Origin of the sequence: Colwellia sp. (genome assembly GCF_013215345.1) — a bacterium.
Classification (GTDB): domain Bacteria; phylum Pseudomonadota; class Gammaproteobacteria; order Enterobacterales; family Alteromonadaceae; genus Colwellia.
Genome location: NZ_JABSOV010000085.1, coordinates 1 through 16,648, shown reverse-complemented (window position 1 = coordinate 16,648; position 16,648 = coordinate 1). Strand labels below are relative to the sequence as shown.

Annotated in this window: 13 protein-coding genes and 1 pseudogene; 8 read left to right on the top strand and 6 right to left on the bottom strand. The window is 38.7% G+C overall.

What is annotated here, in order from left to right; genetic code table 11:
• The first annotated feature begins 592 nt into the window (after positions 1-592).
• Positions 593-1,285 (top strand): DUF1826 domain-containing protein, encoded by a 693-nt coding sequence (locus HRT50_RS13085; RefSeq protein ID WP_291615228.1) that lies wholly within the window; start codon positions 593-595, stop codon positions 1,283-1,285.
• A 316-nt stretch (positions 1,286-1,601) separates the two neighbouring features.
• On the opposite strand, the gene HRT50_RS13080 is transcribed toward HRT50_RS13085, so the two are convergent.
• Positions 1,602-3,512: a DEAD/DEAH box helicase gene (locus tag HRT50_RS13080; RefSeq protein WP_291615227.1), complete on the bottom strand. Its 1,911-nt coding sequence runs from the start codon at positions 3,510-3,512 to the stop codon at positions 1,602-1,604.
• A 354-nt stretch (positions 3,513-3,866) separates the two neighbouring features.
• Between HRT50_RS13080 and HRT50_RS13075 the strand changes: the two genes are divergently transcribed.
• Positions 3,867-4,556 (top strand): hypothetical protein, encoded by a 690-nt coding sequence (locus HRT50_RS13075; RefSeq protein ID WP_291615225.1) that lies wholly within the window; start codon positions 3,867-3,869, stop codon positions 4,554-4,556.
• Positions 4,557-4,572: 16 nt separating this feature from the next.
• Here HRT50_RS13075 and HRT50_RS13070 read toward each other — a convergent pair whose 3' ends face one another.
• From HRT50_RS13070 to HRT50_RS13060, 3 genes are read right to left on the bottom strand one after another with little or no spacing between them, the layout of a single operon-like run.
• Positions 4,573-5,298, bottom strand: coding sequence for a polyphosphate polymerase domain-containing protein (locus HRT50_RS13070; protein ID WP_291615223.1), 726 nt, complete (start codon positions 5,296-5,298; stop codon positions 4,573-4,575).
• Complete coding sequence (locus HRT50_RS13065) at positions 5,295-7,931, bottom strand: hypothetical protein (RefSeq protein WP_291615221.1); 2,637 nt, start codon at positions 7,929-7,931, stop codon at positions 5,295-5,297. The genes HRT50_RS13070 and HRT50_RS13065 overlap by 4 nt, the downstream gene beginning before the upstream one ends.
• Positions 7,932-7,933: 2 nt before the next feature.
• Complete coding sequence (locus tag HRT50_RS13060) at positions 7,934-8,662, bottom strand: DUF4956 domain-containing protein (protein ID WP_291615219.1); 729 nt, start codon at positions 8,660-8,662, stop codon at positions 7,934-7,936.
• 326 nt (positions 8,663-8,988) lie between these two features.
• On the opposite strand from HRT50_RS13060, the pseudogene HRT50_RS18875 reads away from it, so the two are divergent.
• The 4 genes and pseudogenes from HRT50_RS18875 to HRT50_RS13045 all read left to right on the top strand — a co-directional run.
• A pseudogene (locus HRT50_RS18875) lies at positions 8,989-9,135 on the top strand (DUF4136 domain-containing protein); the annotation flags it as partial.
• Between the two features lie 109 nt (positions 9,136-9,244).
• Complete coding sequence (locus tag HRT50_RS13055) at positions 9,245-9,481, top strand: hypothetical protein (RefSeq protein ID WP_291615217.1); 237 nt, start codon at positions 9,245-9,247, stop codon at positions 9,479-9,481.
• Positions 9,453-9,878 carry an AMP-binding protein gene (locus tag HRT50_RS13050; RefSeq protein WP_291615215.1) on the top strand — a complete coding sequence of 142 codons (426 nt, stop codon included), beginning with the start codon at positions 9,453-9,455 and terminating at the stop codon, positions 9,876-9,878. Before HRT50_RS13055 ends, HRT50_RS13050 begins: the two co-directional genes overlap by 29 nt.
• A 338-nt stretch (positions 9,879-10,216) precedes the next feature.
• On the top strand, positions 10,217-10,885 hold the full coding sequence (locus HRT50_RS13045) for a hypothetical protein (RefSeq protein ID WP_291615213.1): 669 nt from the start codon (positions 10,217-10,219) through the stop codon (positions 10,883-10,885).
• A gap of 180 nt (positions 10,886-11,065) precedes the next feature.
• Here HRT50_RS13045 and HRT50_RS13040 read toward each other — a convergent pair whose 3' ends face one another.
• The gene (locus tag HRT50_RS13040; RefSeq protein WP_291615211.1) at positions 11,066-11,770 is read right to left on the bottom strand and encodes a DUF3334 family protein; all 705 of its coding nucleotides are present in this window, start codon (positions 11,768-11,770) and stop codon (positions 11,066-11,068) included.
• A 557-nt stretch (positions 11,771-12,327) separates the two neighbouring features.
• Between HRT50_RS13040 and HRT50_RS13035 the strand changes: the two genes are divergently transcribed.
• Positions 12,328-13,227 carry a diguanylate cyclase gene (locus HRT50_RS13035; protein ID WP_291615209.1) on the top strand — a complete coding sequence of 300 codons (900 nt, stop codon included), beginning with the start codon at positions 12,328-12,330 and terminating at the stop codon, positions 13,225-13,227.
• A 127-nt stretch (positions 13,228-13,354) separates the two neighbouring features.
• On the opposite strand, the gene HRT50_RS13030 is transcribed toward HRT50_RS13035, so the two are convergent.
• Positions 13,355-13,966, bottom strand: a complete 612-nt coding sequence (locus HRT50_RS13030) for a TetR/AcrR family transcriptional regulator (RefSeq protein WP_291615207.1) — start codon at positions 13,964-13,966, stop codon at positions 13,355-13,357.
• Positions 13,967-14,125: 159 nt separating this feature from the next.
• Between HRT50_RS13030 and HRT50_RS13025 the strand changes: the two genes are divergently transcribed.
• Positions 14,126-16,192 carry an NADPH-dependent 2,4-dienoyl-CoA reductase gene (locus HRT50_RS13025; protein WP_291615205.1) on the top strand — a complete coding sequence of 689 codons (2,067 nt, stop codon included), beginning with the start codon at positions 14,126-14,128 and terminating at the stop codon, positions 16,190-16,192.
• Positions 16,193-16,648: the final 456 nt, after the last annotated feature.

Genomic DNA, 16,648 nt, shown 5'->3' with positions numbered 1-16,648 from the left:
AAAAATTTACCTGTATATGTTGTGACTCAGGAGAATGTGCATCCTGCATTCACTCATAGGTGGGAACTTGTTCGCGCTTGCTTATCACTTCCTGATTGATCTACATGGGCAATGCCACACATGACTTAGATGACTGTCGTTGATAATAACAGTGATAAAACAAAACTATAAAGATATAATATAACGTATTTAAATGTAAATACGACCTATTATAAATGAATTAATAACCAAACAACATTAACTGGCTTGATAAAATAAATCACTATCCATTACCACTCTGTCTTTTAAGATTATTACTGTTTTCTTGTCATAATGTGTTGTAATAAGGGCTGTTGTTGTCTGTGTTTTTAACGGTATATAATCCAAAATAAATATGTTTTATTATTCCTCAAGATGTCAATTCCATATTTTAATCATTAATGTCTTTTTATTATTTATTTAATCAATGCTTGATAATGTTACATTATAACATTATCATATGTTGCTAAAGTCACTTTTTATTAATTGTATTATGGACGTTTACCAATAGCTACGCTCTACTTTGAGACAGTGGTTCTGAAACGACCCCGTATATTATAGGGAACACCAGATTTTGAATATAGCAATACACACAGACACCGTTTCGCAAAATGCCATTGTGCAAACTGAGGTTAAATTTAGACGGGTAGCTGTATCAGAGTCCCCAACAGTGTTGAGCGATATATATCAAGACGATGTCAACTTAGCCATTTGGCAGAGCCCTCTGCCTGACAGCCTAACACGCTGCATCCAAGACCTTATTATTCAAAAACCCTCGTTTAGAACGGTTATGGCGGTAACACCAGCTAATGTACATAAGCATATTTCAGACTGCTTTGCCGGTATTGATTCAAGCAATGAACTTTGCCAACACATCTGTCTACTAGTTGATATGTTTTGCACGCTATTTGACTTGAAATACGCCGGGCTGCGCTTAAAGTTGCTTGATAGCCCTATGTGTCCAAAATTTCATGTAGATAAAGTACCGTGCCGCTTAGTGACTACTTTCTATGGCTCCGCAACAGAATGGCTACCGCATAGTGCGGTAAATCGAACAAAACTTGGGGCAGGTAGTCATGGCATGCCTGATGATACTTCTGGAATCATCAATCCGTCGGCAGCTATTCAGCAATTATTGCCAGGCGATGTGGCTTTATTAAAAGGTGAATGGTGGCACAACAATGAACATGCTGGCCTAGTACATCGCTCTCCAGCGGTAACCCAACATGAACATCGCTTGTTACTCACCTTGGACTTCATGAATTAGGCCATTGAAGCTTTAGCGGCTGCACCATTATCAAATATTGTTTATAAATTACTGTTCCTTGGGAAATCTATGATGAAATAGGTCGCTGGGAAAGTCCAGGATTTGATGCCGATAGTGAAGCCAGATCAACATAGATAAAAATGAAAAATTAAGAGCTAAGGACTTTGTATGAAAATAAGACAGTCCCGATATGCTAATCACTTTTACGCAGGCGTTGATATGGACAACATTTAATTAATTATGAGCGAGGAAACTCAACTTGAAACGTTAGAGAATACCCTTAAAGGATAATTAGTTGTCGCCATTTCCTCGTTGTTTATCTAAGTTCATTGGCCTTTCGGTAGCGACCTTGATAGTCAAAAATTCTGTTTCTAATGCGCCAGTAATATTTTTGTTTTCTGGCAATGACAAAGTCAGGACAAGGTAATACGTTAGCTAGCTTTAATGCTTGTTGCAGGTTGTCGACTTCGAGTGACTCAGTTGAGCCCAGTTGAACACCAATTTTAATACTAAGGCGTTTAGAAAAAATATCATTGAACGCTTTAACTTGATTTGGTTTAGAAAAATCAAAAGATTCATTGAGTTCAGTACCTTCTTCATCATGGTAAGTGATTTTTAACTTGCCAGCTCCCTTATCAGCGGATTTTTCAGTCCCTTTGTCAGTGATGTCTTCTAAACTCATTCCGGCACAGCGAATAACTTTTGAATCTTTAAGTTGCAGTGCCTTTTTTAACATGTCATCGGGGTCGACTAATACCTCGAAGCAGTGCAAACAGGTTCGAGCGGCAATATCATTTTCACCACTACAGTGAGGACATTCTTTAAAGACAAAGCGATAGTCACATTGACGCTCTTTTGACTGGGATTCCCTGGGTTCAGCTACGAGGCCTTGGCAGCGTCGACCGTAATGCTCAACTAAATAACCGTCATCATCACAGATGCCCCAAAATATATTGGGAAATTCACAACTTGGGCAAACAACTTGCACCGGTTGGCTTTTGTCATTCGGTTTTTTCTCACCCACTTCTGGGTGATAGAGGTCAAAATCATTACCGGTATAATCAATCACCAAGCAATCTTTTTTATTATCACTTAAGCGCAGTCCACGCCCGATTATTTGCTGATAGAGACTAACCGATTGTGTTGGTCGCAATATCGCGATCATATCGACATGAGGCGCATCAAAGCCGGTGGTTAATACCGAGACATTAACTAGGTATTTAATCTCTTTTCGTTTGAAGGCCTTAATTAAATTATCGCGCTCAGTGCTATCAGTGGCGCCGGTAATTAAGGCACTCAGTTTAGCGGGTAAGTAGCTAAAAACTTCTTTTGCATGGTCAACTGTTGCTGCAAATATCATAATGCCTTGACGTTTATCGCCTAACTCAATGACCTGTTCAATAATGCCTTGAGTCACCCGATGGTTTTTAGTTAATAGATGATTAACATCCGTAGGATTATATTCGCCAGAGGCATTTTCTCGAAGACTACTAAAATCATAGTGTTCGATGGTGGCATCTACTAAATTGGGCTCGGTTAAGTACTGGCGTTTGATTAAGTAACGCAGCGGTAGTTCATAAATACAGTGTTTAAAGGGGCGATCTTGTTCACTACGCATGAAACCACGATAATGTTTTTGATAAATCCAGCCCATGCCTAAACGATAAGGGGTTGCGGTTAAACCCAATAATTTAACCTCAGGATTAACCTGCATCAATTTCTCAATGATTTGCTGATACTGGTTAGTGCTTGCGGTTTCTTGTGATTGCTCTTTAGATTGCTCTTTTGCTTCGCCTTTTAACTTGGCTTTCGATTTATCTATTGATTTGTCTATTGCTTCGGTAGGGTTTGCTAGATTAACTCGATGACATTCGTCAATGATTATTAATGAATAGGGCTCAGAGAAATCATTTAGATTTCGTGCAGCCGATTGTATGCTGGCGAACGTGACTTGGTGTTGAGTTTCTTTAAGTTTTAAACCTGCGGAATAAATACCTGCCGTTACACCATATGTTTCGTATTTTTGATGATTTTGCTCTACTAATTCTTTAACGTGAGTCAGCACAAGTATTTTTCTTTTTGCTAAGCGAGCAAGCTCGGCAATTACTAAACTTTTACCTGATCCCGTAGGTAAAACAATCACCGCAGATTCATTGGTTGTTCGGAAGTGTTTGAGCACCGCAGCAACGGCTTCTTGTTGGTAATCTCTAAGTTGAAAAACTGCCACGCAGTGGTGCTGCCTTATGGTTAATGGAAAGCCGCTATAATAGCAAAAGAGTGGCTAAGTCTAAAACTTAAACCTAGCTTTTAAACTCATTAATTCTTACCTCCCAACTTCACAGACAAGTACTACGCGGTTAGAACCGATCAATATCCTATACTAACAATATGAATTGATTAATTTTTTATTTTTATGTGTTAGTTGTTAGACCAGATACCAGCCTAATTCTCGCAACAATACATTGCCTTATTTGTAGCTAAGTAGTTGATATTTGGATCAATAATTAAAAACTAACAAATTATTAGAATAGCCATGGCAGTATTGATAACAAAATGTACGGATATGCTTTAAGGATGCACTATGAAACCAGATGAAGAATACGTTCTTGCGGCTTTAGCGTCTAAATTCGGTGGCAAGTATATCGACGGTGAAGACCCGCCGGACGGTTATTTACTACTAAATAACCGCAAGATTGCCGTGGAAGTTACCAAACTGGTCGAGCACATCAATGAAAATGGCAAACGGCGCTCAAGGTTGGCAGATGATGTGCCAATCTCGAATATCGTCGAACAATTGAATGAAGAAATAGGCAACCTAATTCCTAACAACCGATGGATTCATCTGGTTATCCCGAGTCCAATTAAGGGCATCAATGTATTTAAAAAAGAACTGACCCGCATAATTATCAACATGATAGCGACCAAGACCTATGAAGCAGTGATAGACATTTTAGGTTATGTGGTAGCAATCAATTTATATAAGTGTAAACACCCGCCAAAGATAAAGGTGGTGCAAGCAATAGCCACTCAATTTGCTTCGAAAAATATTGAGGAAAATACGCTATTCCTGTTAGAAAATAGGATCACTATTAAGAATAAAATATGCAATGCCAATGGAGATATAGATGAATATTGGCTAGCACTTTTTAATACTTATTGTATGGCCGACATTGAATCGTATCGGGGAGCCTATGAATCGCTACAATTAGAGCATAATTTTAGTAAAATCTACTTAATTGATGGCTACCGTCGTGTTTATAAATTGTGTTGACACCAGAGAGCAGCTGTTACGACCAAATTAAATTTCTAATACTATTCACATATTTAGAGTGACGCGAAGGCCTTAACGGACAAGTGGATAATAAGGTACTGAGTGCCTGTTCATTCTCGCCGTTGGTTTTGAGTTCCAGCAGCACATAATCACCAAGTGACACAGGTCTGCTTAAGTTATTGGCAACTCGATAACGTTGGTCGAATGCCTGCATGTTTTCGTCAATGGTTGCCCGTATCTTGTTGCAATGAGAAATATAATACTGTCGGCTATAGCGACAAATGATTATTGGCGAATGCTCGCTACCCCAAAGTAACTGAGCTTCTAATGGTAAATCCCTGTAAGCTTTTAATAATGCTTTTGCCCAATTGAAGTCAGCCTGCGACAAGTTTAATGAGGTATCAAAGGTTACTTTGTAGCCTTTACCTCCTTGACGATGTTTAAACTCCAACTTAGCTTGAATTGCTTTATCTAAATCACCATACCAACGAATCCGTACTTTTTTTCGGGTACTGATGCCACTTAAATTTTCCTCATAACGATCCAGTAGCGGTGTATCAAGATATAAACTGTTCACATGACGAGGTTGGTGATGTTGAGCAAATAATAATGGGTGGTTCATTAGCCAAGTTTGCACTGCTTGTAGCCTGTTTAGAGGAATAGGTACCTTGACTTCAAATCGATACTCCCGGTTTTTAATTGCTGTTTTTGTCGTCATTGGTGCATTAAATAGTGTACTCATTTTGGCTTATCCGATTTCATGATGGTGTTGTATAAATTATTTACATCAATGGCTTGCGAGCGAATTTCCAAGCCATTGACCACTAAGCGGCTTCCTAGTTCAGCTACACTCTTGTTTTGGCAGTTAAGGTCAGCGCAAGAATACTTAGTTACTTTCATTACCGCGGGTCCAAAGATTCGCTTTTTGGAATAGCTCATTAAGGCCATATGGTGGATATTGCTCGCGGTGATATTTTCCGCAATAACTGTGGAATCGTCCTTGGCAACGATGGCAAAGTTAACATCATTGAATGTGGCGTCGATGACGTGCAGTTGGCTGCGTTCACCCGCTGATATAGCTTTGTCGCGAACCTGGGTAAACTTGGCGCCGGTAAGTTTAAGATTTGATCCACTAATATCTAAGCCATCACCACCAGAACGAGAGCCGATATTAATAAATTGACTGTTATTCACTTCACCGGTACAAAAATCACAGTCGAAGGCATCAGAGAGGGTATTCTTGATGGTTAAACCGTCAATAATAACCACAGCATTTATAATGTTTAAACCATCTTCAGACTGATTGTCAGTAATTTCCACCGATTGCATATTAACTATACCTTTAACGAAATAAATTGCGCCACGAGGTTGCCACAACCCTAACTTAGGGCTGCTAGCAAAGTGTATTTTTAGGTGGTTTATTACATGTTCAGTTTCCGCGCTAGCAGCAAAAACACTTAGCCCTGACCATTTAGAATCAGCCTGATGCTTGGTAAATATCACCGGATTGTTTTTTTTGCCATAAACCTGTAATGAGCCAAACACCATAAGACCGGCATTCTTACTAAAGGTTAAATGTGTACCCGCAGGAATTACCACTTTAGTATTGCTGGGTGTGACTAAGTAAGAGTTAATATGCCATGTCCCTACTTGCACATGCCACTCCCCCTTGGTGCGTTTGATAAATTCACTATACAGAAAAATACTGTTTCTAGGCTCATATGGGCGAGGAACAAAGCTAAGCGACCGTACGTTCTTGTTAAAAATAAATGGGGCTATTTTTTTACCCGCTAAGCCCGCACTTACTTTAAGTGTTACCACGTTTTTCGGTAAGTTAATCGTGGTTGTTTGTCCTGGAAAAAGTTTTAAAGGTAGATCATCATTTATTTCATCGAGTTTGGTGATTTCGTCATAAGTGGTAACGCCTTGTACTTCCTTGATTATAAGTGCGATATTGTCATTGTTTTTCACCAGCCAAACTACTTGGCCTTGATGCTCATATACGCGACTGACTAGATCCCAATTGGGTTGTGTTTTAAAGACATTTAACTGTTTATGCAATTTCTCACTGACGGGCTTAATTGAGCGACAACCGTCAACTTGATAACTGGTGCTCCAGCAATGTGCTTGCCGCTGCATTACATCGAAGTTAAATGGAGAAATTAGTGGACTATCTGAGTGTAACAATTGAGTCAATTGCTGCTCATAACGGCTAAGCTGTGGAATAATCTGCTCATTGAGTAATTTCATTAATGTGCTTTTCGAAGCAAGATAATGTGCCTTAACTTGTGGGTCATTAAGCATGGCCTTAGTTATTTCGAACGTTTGGCTGGGTGGTTGCATTAACCAAATATGTGCAGCGGGCGTAACTGCTACATCACTTTGTATAGGCTCAAGTTTTGCCGTGTGAGGATTGTAGTACCAACGCCAGTTATTCCAGGTGAGTGCATGCCACGCGCCCCATAAATCGACCATGGCGAGGTATTGAGCAAGTCTTTTGGCATCAAAAACATCACTTGCTGAACGATTACCACTCAAAAAATCATTGAGTAACGCCAGAGCTATTTTCCGTTGTTTGGCTAATGAACTATTGCCAAGAATTGTCTTACGCTGCAAAACGCGTGGCTTTAACAGGCGAGTGACTTGTCCATTTTCATCGATAGACTCTGCAACTAAGTCTAATCGAGCGATCAAACCCTCTGTTCGGTTGTTTACCGCTAATAAACTTTGACTGAACGCTTGTTCAAAAAACATCACTCCCCAATCATTGCCATTTAAAACAACCCTAACGGGGATGTGCTTTGGTGAAATAATATCGAAATTTGCGATGGCTAAACTTTTTGCGAATAAGCTGGCGCCTTGATGCCCCCGAACACTGGTGGCAAGCAGAGAGAATTTACGCGATTCAAATATCGCTTGTTTCTTTTTCAACGATACTTTGAGTGACCATCGCTTTGTTTTGTTTATATGGTCAAGCATATCGCCTTGTAAGCGTATTTTTGCAGGGAATTTGTTTTGTTGATAATAAATAAGAGCCGTCACTTCATGGCGGATTTCGGGGATTTTACCTTGTGTAAACGCGGTTTTACGATCACTCTCTAGCTTTAGCCAATCTTGATATTTAATGTCTATCTTAATAACGGGCAACTCTTTTTCAGCAGCTAACCATTTGGCTGGCGCTAAAGCTAAACTCTTGGCAAGTTGCCAGGCTTTGTCTTTTGTTGAGGTGTGATGGGCAACAAAACCGTTGTCCACTAAGTAGTGCCTAACAGAATTTAGTGACGGTAGTACTAATAGCGTTAATAGCAGTATTGCCAGTAGACAAACTTTTCTCTCATGTGGAGTAAATCGCTGTTTTGGTGGGTCTAAACGCATAGTTATACCCCAGCGATATTATGTTGCTCGAGTAAAGAAACATTAATACCTGAAAACTCTTTATTAAGTGCTGATATAAATTGGTCGATTTGTTGTTCATTGCGCACGGCAATAAAAAATGTAGCGTCAAACTGGGTGTTTGTTACGTCAATTCGCCTTAATTCAATACGTTCAACATGTTGCTCTAGTATAGATTTAAGTGTGCTTACTAGGGTCGTTTGTTGGTAACCCTCCTCACAAATATGATTGAGAGAGAGAAACAAGCCGTTTTCTACTGTGTTGCTGTCATCACGTTTTTTAACCAGGGTGATTAGGATAAGAGTAACGATACAGGAGAGTATCGCTGCCAAAGTTTGGCCAGCGCCTAACGCTACCGCAACAGCAATATTTAAAAACAGATACAAGAGTTCTTCAGGCTCTTTAATAGGAGTACGAAAACGGACGATCGATAGTGCACCGACCAAGCCTAGCGCTAATGCCAGTGATGCTTTTACCACGGTAATAATCAAAATTACGCTAAGCACAAGCAAAGGGAATAGGCGTGAGAAATCTTGACGGTTACAAAAAGCACTGGCGTATTTTCTAAAATGAATACCTATTAGGCTGGCGATAACAAAGCCAATAAGTAAATTTATCAGTAAAGCCAAAAGTTGCACGCTTGCGTAGGGAAAGAACATCGAGCGAATATCTTTTGGTAAAAAAGCGATTAATAGCGGATCAACTGACTCCATAATGACTCCTATTATTTATAGCTACTTTGGATTTAACACCCGTTAACTAAGGGCCGTGTAGGTAAATAGGCATAAATTGAACCAATAAGTTAGTAATAGGCGAATAAATAAATCATTTTCTATATTTACTTTATATTTCAGTTGATTATAAAATAAATTAATTGAAGGTATTAGCTTTGGTTGTGCAATTTTAGAGGAAGTAGACTTAATAAAATAAGTTGCGTCGCATTTTGCAACCTTAGTAAATGAAAGTAAGATATTTAGGTCACAGCCCTTACTATGGCTACAATTCAAGATATGGACATACCTAAGGGTATAGTTACGGCGCAAGCAATATGAGCACTAAAAGCTATACCGAAGGTACTTTTGTTATCGATATTGTTGATAACAAAACCAAGGGAACTGTATGGAGAAGCACACTAGTGAAGCCGATTAAATACTACAAAATGCCGCACAAAGAGAGCAGGCGGTAACCGAATTAGTGAATACCATGTTTGCTGACATGCAAAATTAAGCAAAGTAGTAAGAAAGTTACTAAGCAATGCAATTTGAGCAGTATCATAAAAATTAAAAGGTAAAGCAATGAAATTTCAAATGTTATTTATCATTAGCTTAATGGCTATATTCACTACTAGTGCAGTTGCTGACACTGTCGTGTTAATGGATGAGCAAAAACTAAAGGGCAAAGTTATCTCAATCGATAACAAATATGCACTTTTTGAACTTGGTGGACAACAACTTAAACTTGAGCGAACAAAAATAAAAAGTATCACCTTTGAGCACGAGTCTGTTGAAAATCTACTGGAATATGGCAAGTGAAAGCAAAAAATCGATCAGTGAAAATCAATTTTTTAGAACTGGAGATGTGGGCATTAAACTCGTTGACGGTTGTATTAAAATAGTTGATCGTCTTAAAGACATGATTATAGTTTCTGGCTTCAATGTTTACCCCAATGAAATTGAAGAGGTGTTAACAAATCATCCCAACGTTATCGAAGCGGCCGTTATAGGTGAAACTGATGATAAAACTGGCGAGAGGGTATGTGCATACATTACCGTTAAAGGTGCGGAGTCAGACGTTAATATCATGAGTTATTGCCGAGAACACTTAACCGCTTATAAGGTACCTAAAAGAGTGGTTTTTGTTAAGGAGCTGCCTAAATCTACTGTAGGGAAAATTTTGCGTAGAGAATTAAGGGCACAAGTGGATAATTGAGAAGGGCAGTAATTTGATATGAGTGAAGTCTATCGATGATAAATTTTGTCAGTTAGCCGGCAGCGGGCACTAGAGCTCTACTACTTTGTTTCGGCCTTACTTTGGCTTTAGTGCTTAGATGAATAGTCTTTTAAAATATTATTAGTTGTAACAAGGTTAAAAATAATTTTAAGACTGAAAAGATAAAATAGAGAGCTAATAAATTAACTATAAATTATTGCTTATATAGGATTTTTTGCTTGAAGAAAACATCTATAATGTAAAAATCGGATCTGGAATGTTGCTCGCTGAAAATACCTGCAACCTATATTCAATTTATATTAAATGAGAGTTTCCCTATGAAAAAAGTGTTCGTTGGTATTTTATTGTTATCTTTATTTAGTCAAGTGAGCTTTGCGGAGGACGAAGTCAAAAAGTTACCGCCATTAGACCCTGACTATATGGGCGTTCATGGTATGGTTTTGGTCAATCAGGGCTCTAGCATTTATGCATCCCATTTGCCGCTTTATAAAAAGCCTCATAACGTGCAACTACTGTATAAATTAGATAATAATGATTTAGCGGTATTACAAACGGTCAGAGATAGTGAATTCATTACTATTAAGCCTAAGCCATTCAATTTACAACGTTTAATGCGTGGCGAGAAAATGGTGATACAGGCTGATTTATATGCAGGGCATTTTGAGCGTGGTGGAATGTTAGTGTATGAAAATATTGAATTGTCTTTTGATAAGCAACTGTATGTTCGTACTTTTGAGGACATTAAGCCTTCAAGTAAGAGACAAGAGTATGATGTTGTTTCATTAAAGCAAAACTATAAAATCTATATTCATAGGATTCAGCAGGCACCTAGCTTTGACCATATATTGGCTATTGATTTAGAAGCCGGTTGTTTAGGTCGATTTACCACCTCATCACCAGTACCAAAAGAAATAGAGCTTCAATATAAGTTTCTAAATTGTGGCACGATAAAGCCTTTATATTTTGAAACTGAAGATTTTCAGTAGTTAGTAGCTTTGGCATAGCGAATAAATAGCGCGACTGCGCGCAATTTTAATAAGTAGCTTAGCACTGACAAATAAAGCAAGTAGAACATTTGTTAGTGCTGAGTCATTCAGTCTGCAGGCCTTGGGTAACAGGCTTAGTGCAACATCACTCAAAGCCGCAGTGCTATTTATTGTTTTGGCTTATAAACCAAGTGATGCCATAAAGTCATCATCAGCGTCACCGTCATCTTCTTTCACTATAGGCTCTTCCGCATTTGCGGCATCAGTCATTTCCTTCGCTGAGCGTTCTAAAATCTCATCAGGGTCAATAGTTTCTGCGGCTTCAAAATCATGTAACTGAATAAATTCAGTTTTATCCATGGCAAATTCCAGATAAAAGATCTTGTTGGTTGCTGTTGAAAATGTGACTCTGCGCATTTGTGGCCTGTCCATGGCGGTATCAACAGAGATTTGTACCAATTTAGTGATTGCCATCATTTTTGGCTGGCTTTGGGTAATATGAGTTTGTAGCTGCTCCCTTACTTTAAAGGTAAAATCACCAACCAATTGGTTCATCAGTTCGCCTAAAACATTCGCTACATCGTCAGACATATGGCTCTTTGAAATTTCCGATTCAGGCATGCCCATATTACGCATATAATCCTGATAAATTTCCAAGGCAGCATCACCGGTAAAGTTGGTAACAACTAAGCCATTAAATCCACCGTCAAACAGAACAAAACTAGAAACGTCTGGCCTTAGGCACGTTTTCGTAATTTTTTGCACCATAGCTGAGTAGCTAATGGTATTGCCACTGGCTTTTGTTAGTACTTCACAAACTGATTCACACAGAGTAATAAGCACTTGGTCAGTGCTGATTATTTTACTTTTTTTAGTTTTACTCACTACGTATAATTCCTTAGATTTGAAATTGTTATTAAACCTACAATGATGTAATTCTAGCAGGTTTCGTACCGACGTTAACATAAATCATCTAATACAGTTTTGTAGCGAAAATCTCTAGGTATAAAAATTCGTGTCATAAGTATAATTACGATATTTTTACAATGGTATTTAGATCCATTTTTTATAACAAAACTCATATTTGTGGGTACTAGTTCAAAGAGCTTATCGGTCCTTAAGTTTTCACCGAAGTGATTTCTAAGGTATTTTAGTATTTACAATAAGGTGCGTAATATATATATAAAGTTGCAAGGTGTGCGGCTGTTTTAGTTAGCTGATTCTTATGTTTAATTTTCCTTAAGAGACAAGCCTATTAACGAAAATCTACTATCTTGGTAGGTGTCTTTTTTTCATAAAACAGTGTTCATAGACGAATGAGGTAAGCTCACTAAGCCTTTACGAAGAAAGGTAGACGTTTTCAATCTATGGACGTATTCATTTTTATTGTTACTATTTGCCAAATCAAAATAGAGTTAAATTCAAAAGGATGAGATATTTCTATGACATCACCGGTACATAACGAAAATAACTTTATGCAAGCAGTTATTAATGCTGCGCCAACACCCATCTTTTATAAAGATGCTGAAGGTCGATACCTAGGTTGCAATAAAGCCTTTGAGGAATACATTGGTTTAAGACGAGAGCAATTCATTGGCAAAAGTGTTTTCGAACTTTTTGATGATGAGCTAGCTAGAGCTTACTTCGAAGCAGACAAAGCACTATTTGATAGTAAAGGCACTCAAATTTATGAGTCTAAGGTGAGCTATGCTGATGGTTCAATACATGATGTTATGTTTCATAAAGCTTATTTTCACACTGAAGAAGAGGGTATCGAAGGTATTGTCGGCTCAATACTTGATATTACCGAGAGAAAAAAAGCCGAAAGGTCTCTAAAGAAACTCGCATTAACTGATAGCTTGACGGGGTTAGATAATAGATATTCGTTGATGAAGAGTTTAGAACATTCATTGTTGCGTCAGCACAGAGAAAACTCCACATTGGCATTCATGATGTTAGATCTAGATGGATTTAAACAGGTTAACGATAGCTATGGCCATCCCACAGGTGATGCTTTATTAATAGAAGTCGGCAAAACGTTAAAAAAACATTTTCGAGCAAGCGATATAATCGCTAGAGTAGGTGGTGATGAATTTTCTGTAATATTAGAGTCTATTTCTTTTACTGAGTCTTTAATACCACTAGCAAATAAAATTATAGCCGTCTTTAGTGAGCCTTTTATTATTGATAACAAAAAGCTGACTATCGGCATTAGTATAGGTATTGCGGTATCATCTGCTAGCGGATGTTCATCTGAAGAAATCATCAAACAAGCTGATGCAGCACTCTACCAAGTAAAAGAGAATGGTAAAGGCAGTTATCAGTTGGCAGTAGTTAATTAGGAAAAAAATCTGCAAAATAAGACTAATTAAAAAGATCTTTTGTAAATAAACGCTATTTTAAATGCCTATGGGCTCTGCATAAGGGTGAGCTAAGTCAGAGTTATCTAGAGTTTGATTTTTCGCGAAGCTAGTGCACTAGAAACATATCAACGGCGTAATCACATATTTCTTCAACATGAGCTACATCAGTATAAATGCCATCAATAAGTAATTTAGCAATGCCATGCACAGTGCCCCAAAGCACTTGCGATGCGCGTAGGGCACTTTCTTCACCACTGTGATTAAGCAGTTTAAGTTGCTGCCATTCTCGGGTCATGGCCACCTGATATTGAAAACAAGGGTAGGCGGCATCACGTAATTCTGATGTGCTGTTTTCTTGTTTCCAAATAGTACGGCCAAACATTAATTCGTAAAGATCTGGATTAGCCTTGGCAAAGTTTACATATTCATGGATAAAACTTGAGAACTTTTCTTTAGTCGAAGGTCCTTCAGCATTAAAGCTACGCTTATTCATTTGATGTAGTTGCCTAAAACCTGATTCAGCAATACCACAAAGCAGGGCGTTTTTATCTTTAAAGTGGTGATAAGGCGCAGTTCTTGAAACACCTACGCGCGCTGCTAATTTACGCAATGACAACTCTTCAATACCGCCTTCTTTGAGCATTTCCCCAGCAACGGTAAGTAAAGTCGTTCTTAAATCACCGTGGTGATACTTTGATTTTTCAGGAATATTTTTCATAAAGGCTAATTTAGCAAGCTATTGTTTATTAATCAATCTTGACACCGTCATATTTAGTCGCTATTTTAATTGACAATAAACTAGACGGTGTCTAAATTGATTCGAGAGTACATTGTCTAAATTGAATTAAATATTTGATAAATACAAAGAGAGTGAGTTATGTCCGAACTTAATACTGAAGCCAAAGAAAATATTGAAACTACAGGCAACAACAAGTTTTCAAAATTGTTAGCACCACTTGATCTTGGTTTCACCACCTTAAAGAATCGAATTTTAATGGGATCAATGCATACCGGCCTTGAAGAGCACCCAGACGGCACTAGACGTATGGCAGCATATTTTGGTGAACGTGCCAAAGGCGGTTGTGGTTTGATGGTTACCGGTGGTTACGGCCCAAGTAAACGCGGAGCAACTCACCCTAATACTCAAATAATGACCAGCGCAGAAGATATTGCCAAACATAGAGTTATTACCGATGAAGTGCATAAATATGACAGTAAGATTTGTTTGCAAATACTTCATACCGGTCGTTACGCTTTTAATCACAAGCTTATTGCGCCGTCGGCTATCCAGGCACCTATTAATCCGTATAAACCTGAAGCGGTAACGGTTGAAATGATTGAAGAAGAAATTCAATCTTTTGTTGATCTAGCCCTTAAAGCACAACAAGCAAATTATGACGGTGTTGAGGTAATGGGCTCAGAGGGGTATTTCATTAATCAATTTACCGCTTTAAGAACCAATCAACGTGATGATGAATGGGGCGGCTCTTATGATAACCGCATCAAATTTGGTGTTGAAGTGGTACGCCGTATTCGCCAAGCCGTAGGCGAACATTTTATTATTATCTTCCGTCTTTCGATGATGGACCTTGTTGAAGGTGGCAGTAGTTTTGAAGAGGTGGTTAAGTTCGGACAAGCCATTGAAAAAGCTGGAACAACCATTATCAACACCGGTATTGGTTGGCATGAAGCGCGTATTCCTACTATTCAAACCAAGGTGCCGCGCGCAGCATTTACTTGGGTAACCGCTAAATACAGAGAACATTTCAGCATTCCTGTGATCACCTCAAATAGAATTAATACCCCTGAGGTTGCCGAAGAAGTATTACAGCGCGGCGATGCCGATATGATTTCTATGGCAAGACCATTTCTTGCTGATGCTGAATTTGTAAACAAAGCGGCAACAGGGCGCAGTGACGAAATAAATACCTGTATAGGTTGTAACCAAGCCTGCCTTGATCACGTTTTTAATGGTGAAATGGCCAGTTGTTTAGTTAATCCGCGTGCTTGTTTTGAAACTGAAATTAATATTGTACCGACAAAAAACATCAAGAAAATTGCCGTTGTTGGTGCTGGTCCGGCTGGATTGTCCGCGGCTACGTCTCTGGCCGAGGCAGGGCATGAGGTAACACTTTTTGATGGTGCAAGTGAAGTAGGCGGGCAGTTTAATATCGCCAAACAAGTTCCAGGAAAAGAAGAGTTCAGTGAAACCATACGCTATTTTTCTCGCCAGTTAGAATTAACGGGGGTTACCGTTAAGTTAAATACTCGGATTACGGCAAATGAGTTAAACAATAGTGATTTTGATGAAATAGTCATAGCCACAGGTATTAACCCGCGTATGCCGCCCATTGAAGGCATTGAACATAGTAAGGTTTTAAATTATATCGATGTGCTTAAGCACAAAAAAGCGGTGGGCAAAAAAGTTGCTGTTATTGGCGCAGGTGGTATTGGTTTTGATGTCTCTGAATACTTGGTACATTCTGGCACTGCAACCAGCCAGAATATTCCTGCCTACATGAAAGAATGGGGCGTTGATATGACGTTAACAGCTCGTGCAGGTATTGAAGGGGTAAAAGCCGAAATCACCGCTCCAGCGCGTGATGTTTACCTGTTACAGCGTAAAGACACTAAGGTAGGCGCAGGCTTGGGCAAAACGACCGGTTGGATCCACCGAACAGGACTGAAAAACAAACAAGTTAAAATGCTGTCATCATGTGTTTATCATAAAATCGACGATGCTGGCCTGCATCTTTCTATTGCTGGGATAAGACAAGTATTAGCCGTGGATAATATCATTATCTGTGCCGGTCAAGATCCCGCAAGAGAGCTGATTGAAGGGCTTAACAAACCATACCATTTGATTGGTGGTGCTGATGTTGCCGCTGAACTTGATGCTAAACGCGCGATTAAACAAGGGCTAGAAATTGCTACAATGCTTTAATTATAACGATTTAAAAGTTATCAACAGGAAAAGATAAAAGCACAGTAAGTAGAACTAATTAGGGTCATTGGTGGTTTAGCCAATGGCTCTGAGGACGAAAAATATGGCTAAGGCAGGATTATGGGTATCATTCATTACCCATGGTATTGCCATAAATATGATTGTAAGCACCTTATTTGATTTTCAACTTGCCGAGCTACTTACTACTGCTAACTAAGTTATCTTATTTGTTGGCAAGGTGAATTAACCTGGTAATGCTGGTTTTTAAAACAACTTGTTCGTTAAATATTCGAACAAAGGGTTTGGATGAAATTATTTAACTATTTTTACATTTAACGCTTTACAAGTAGGGCGATAGTACTTAATATCCGCCTCGTTCTCAAGCAAGCATGGTTTCAACAGCTTATTTGTTAACTTCAGGTGAGATGGCTGAGTGGTCGAAAGCACCGGTCTTGA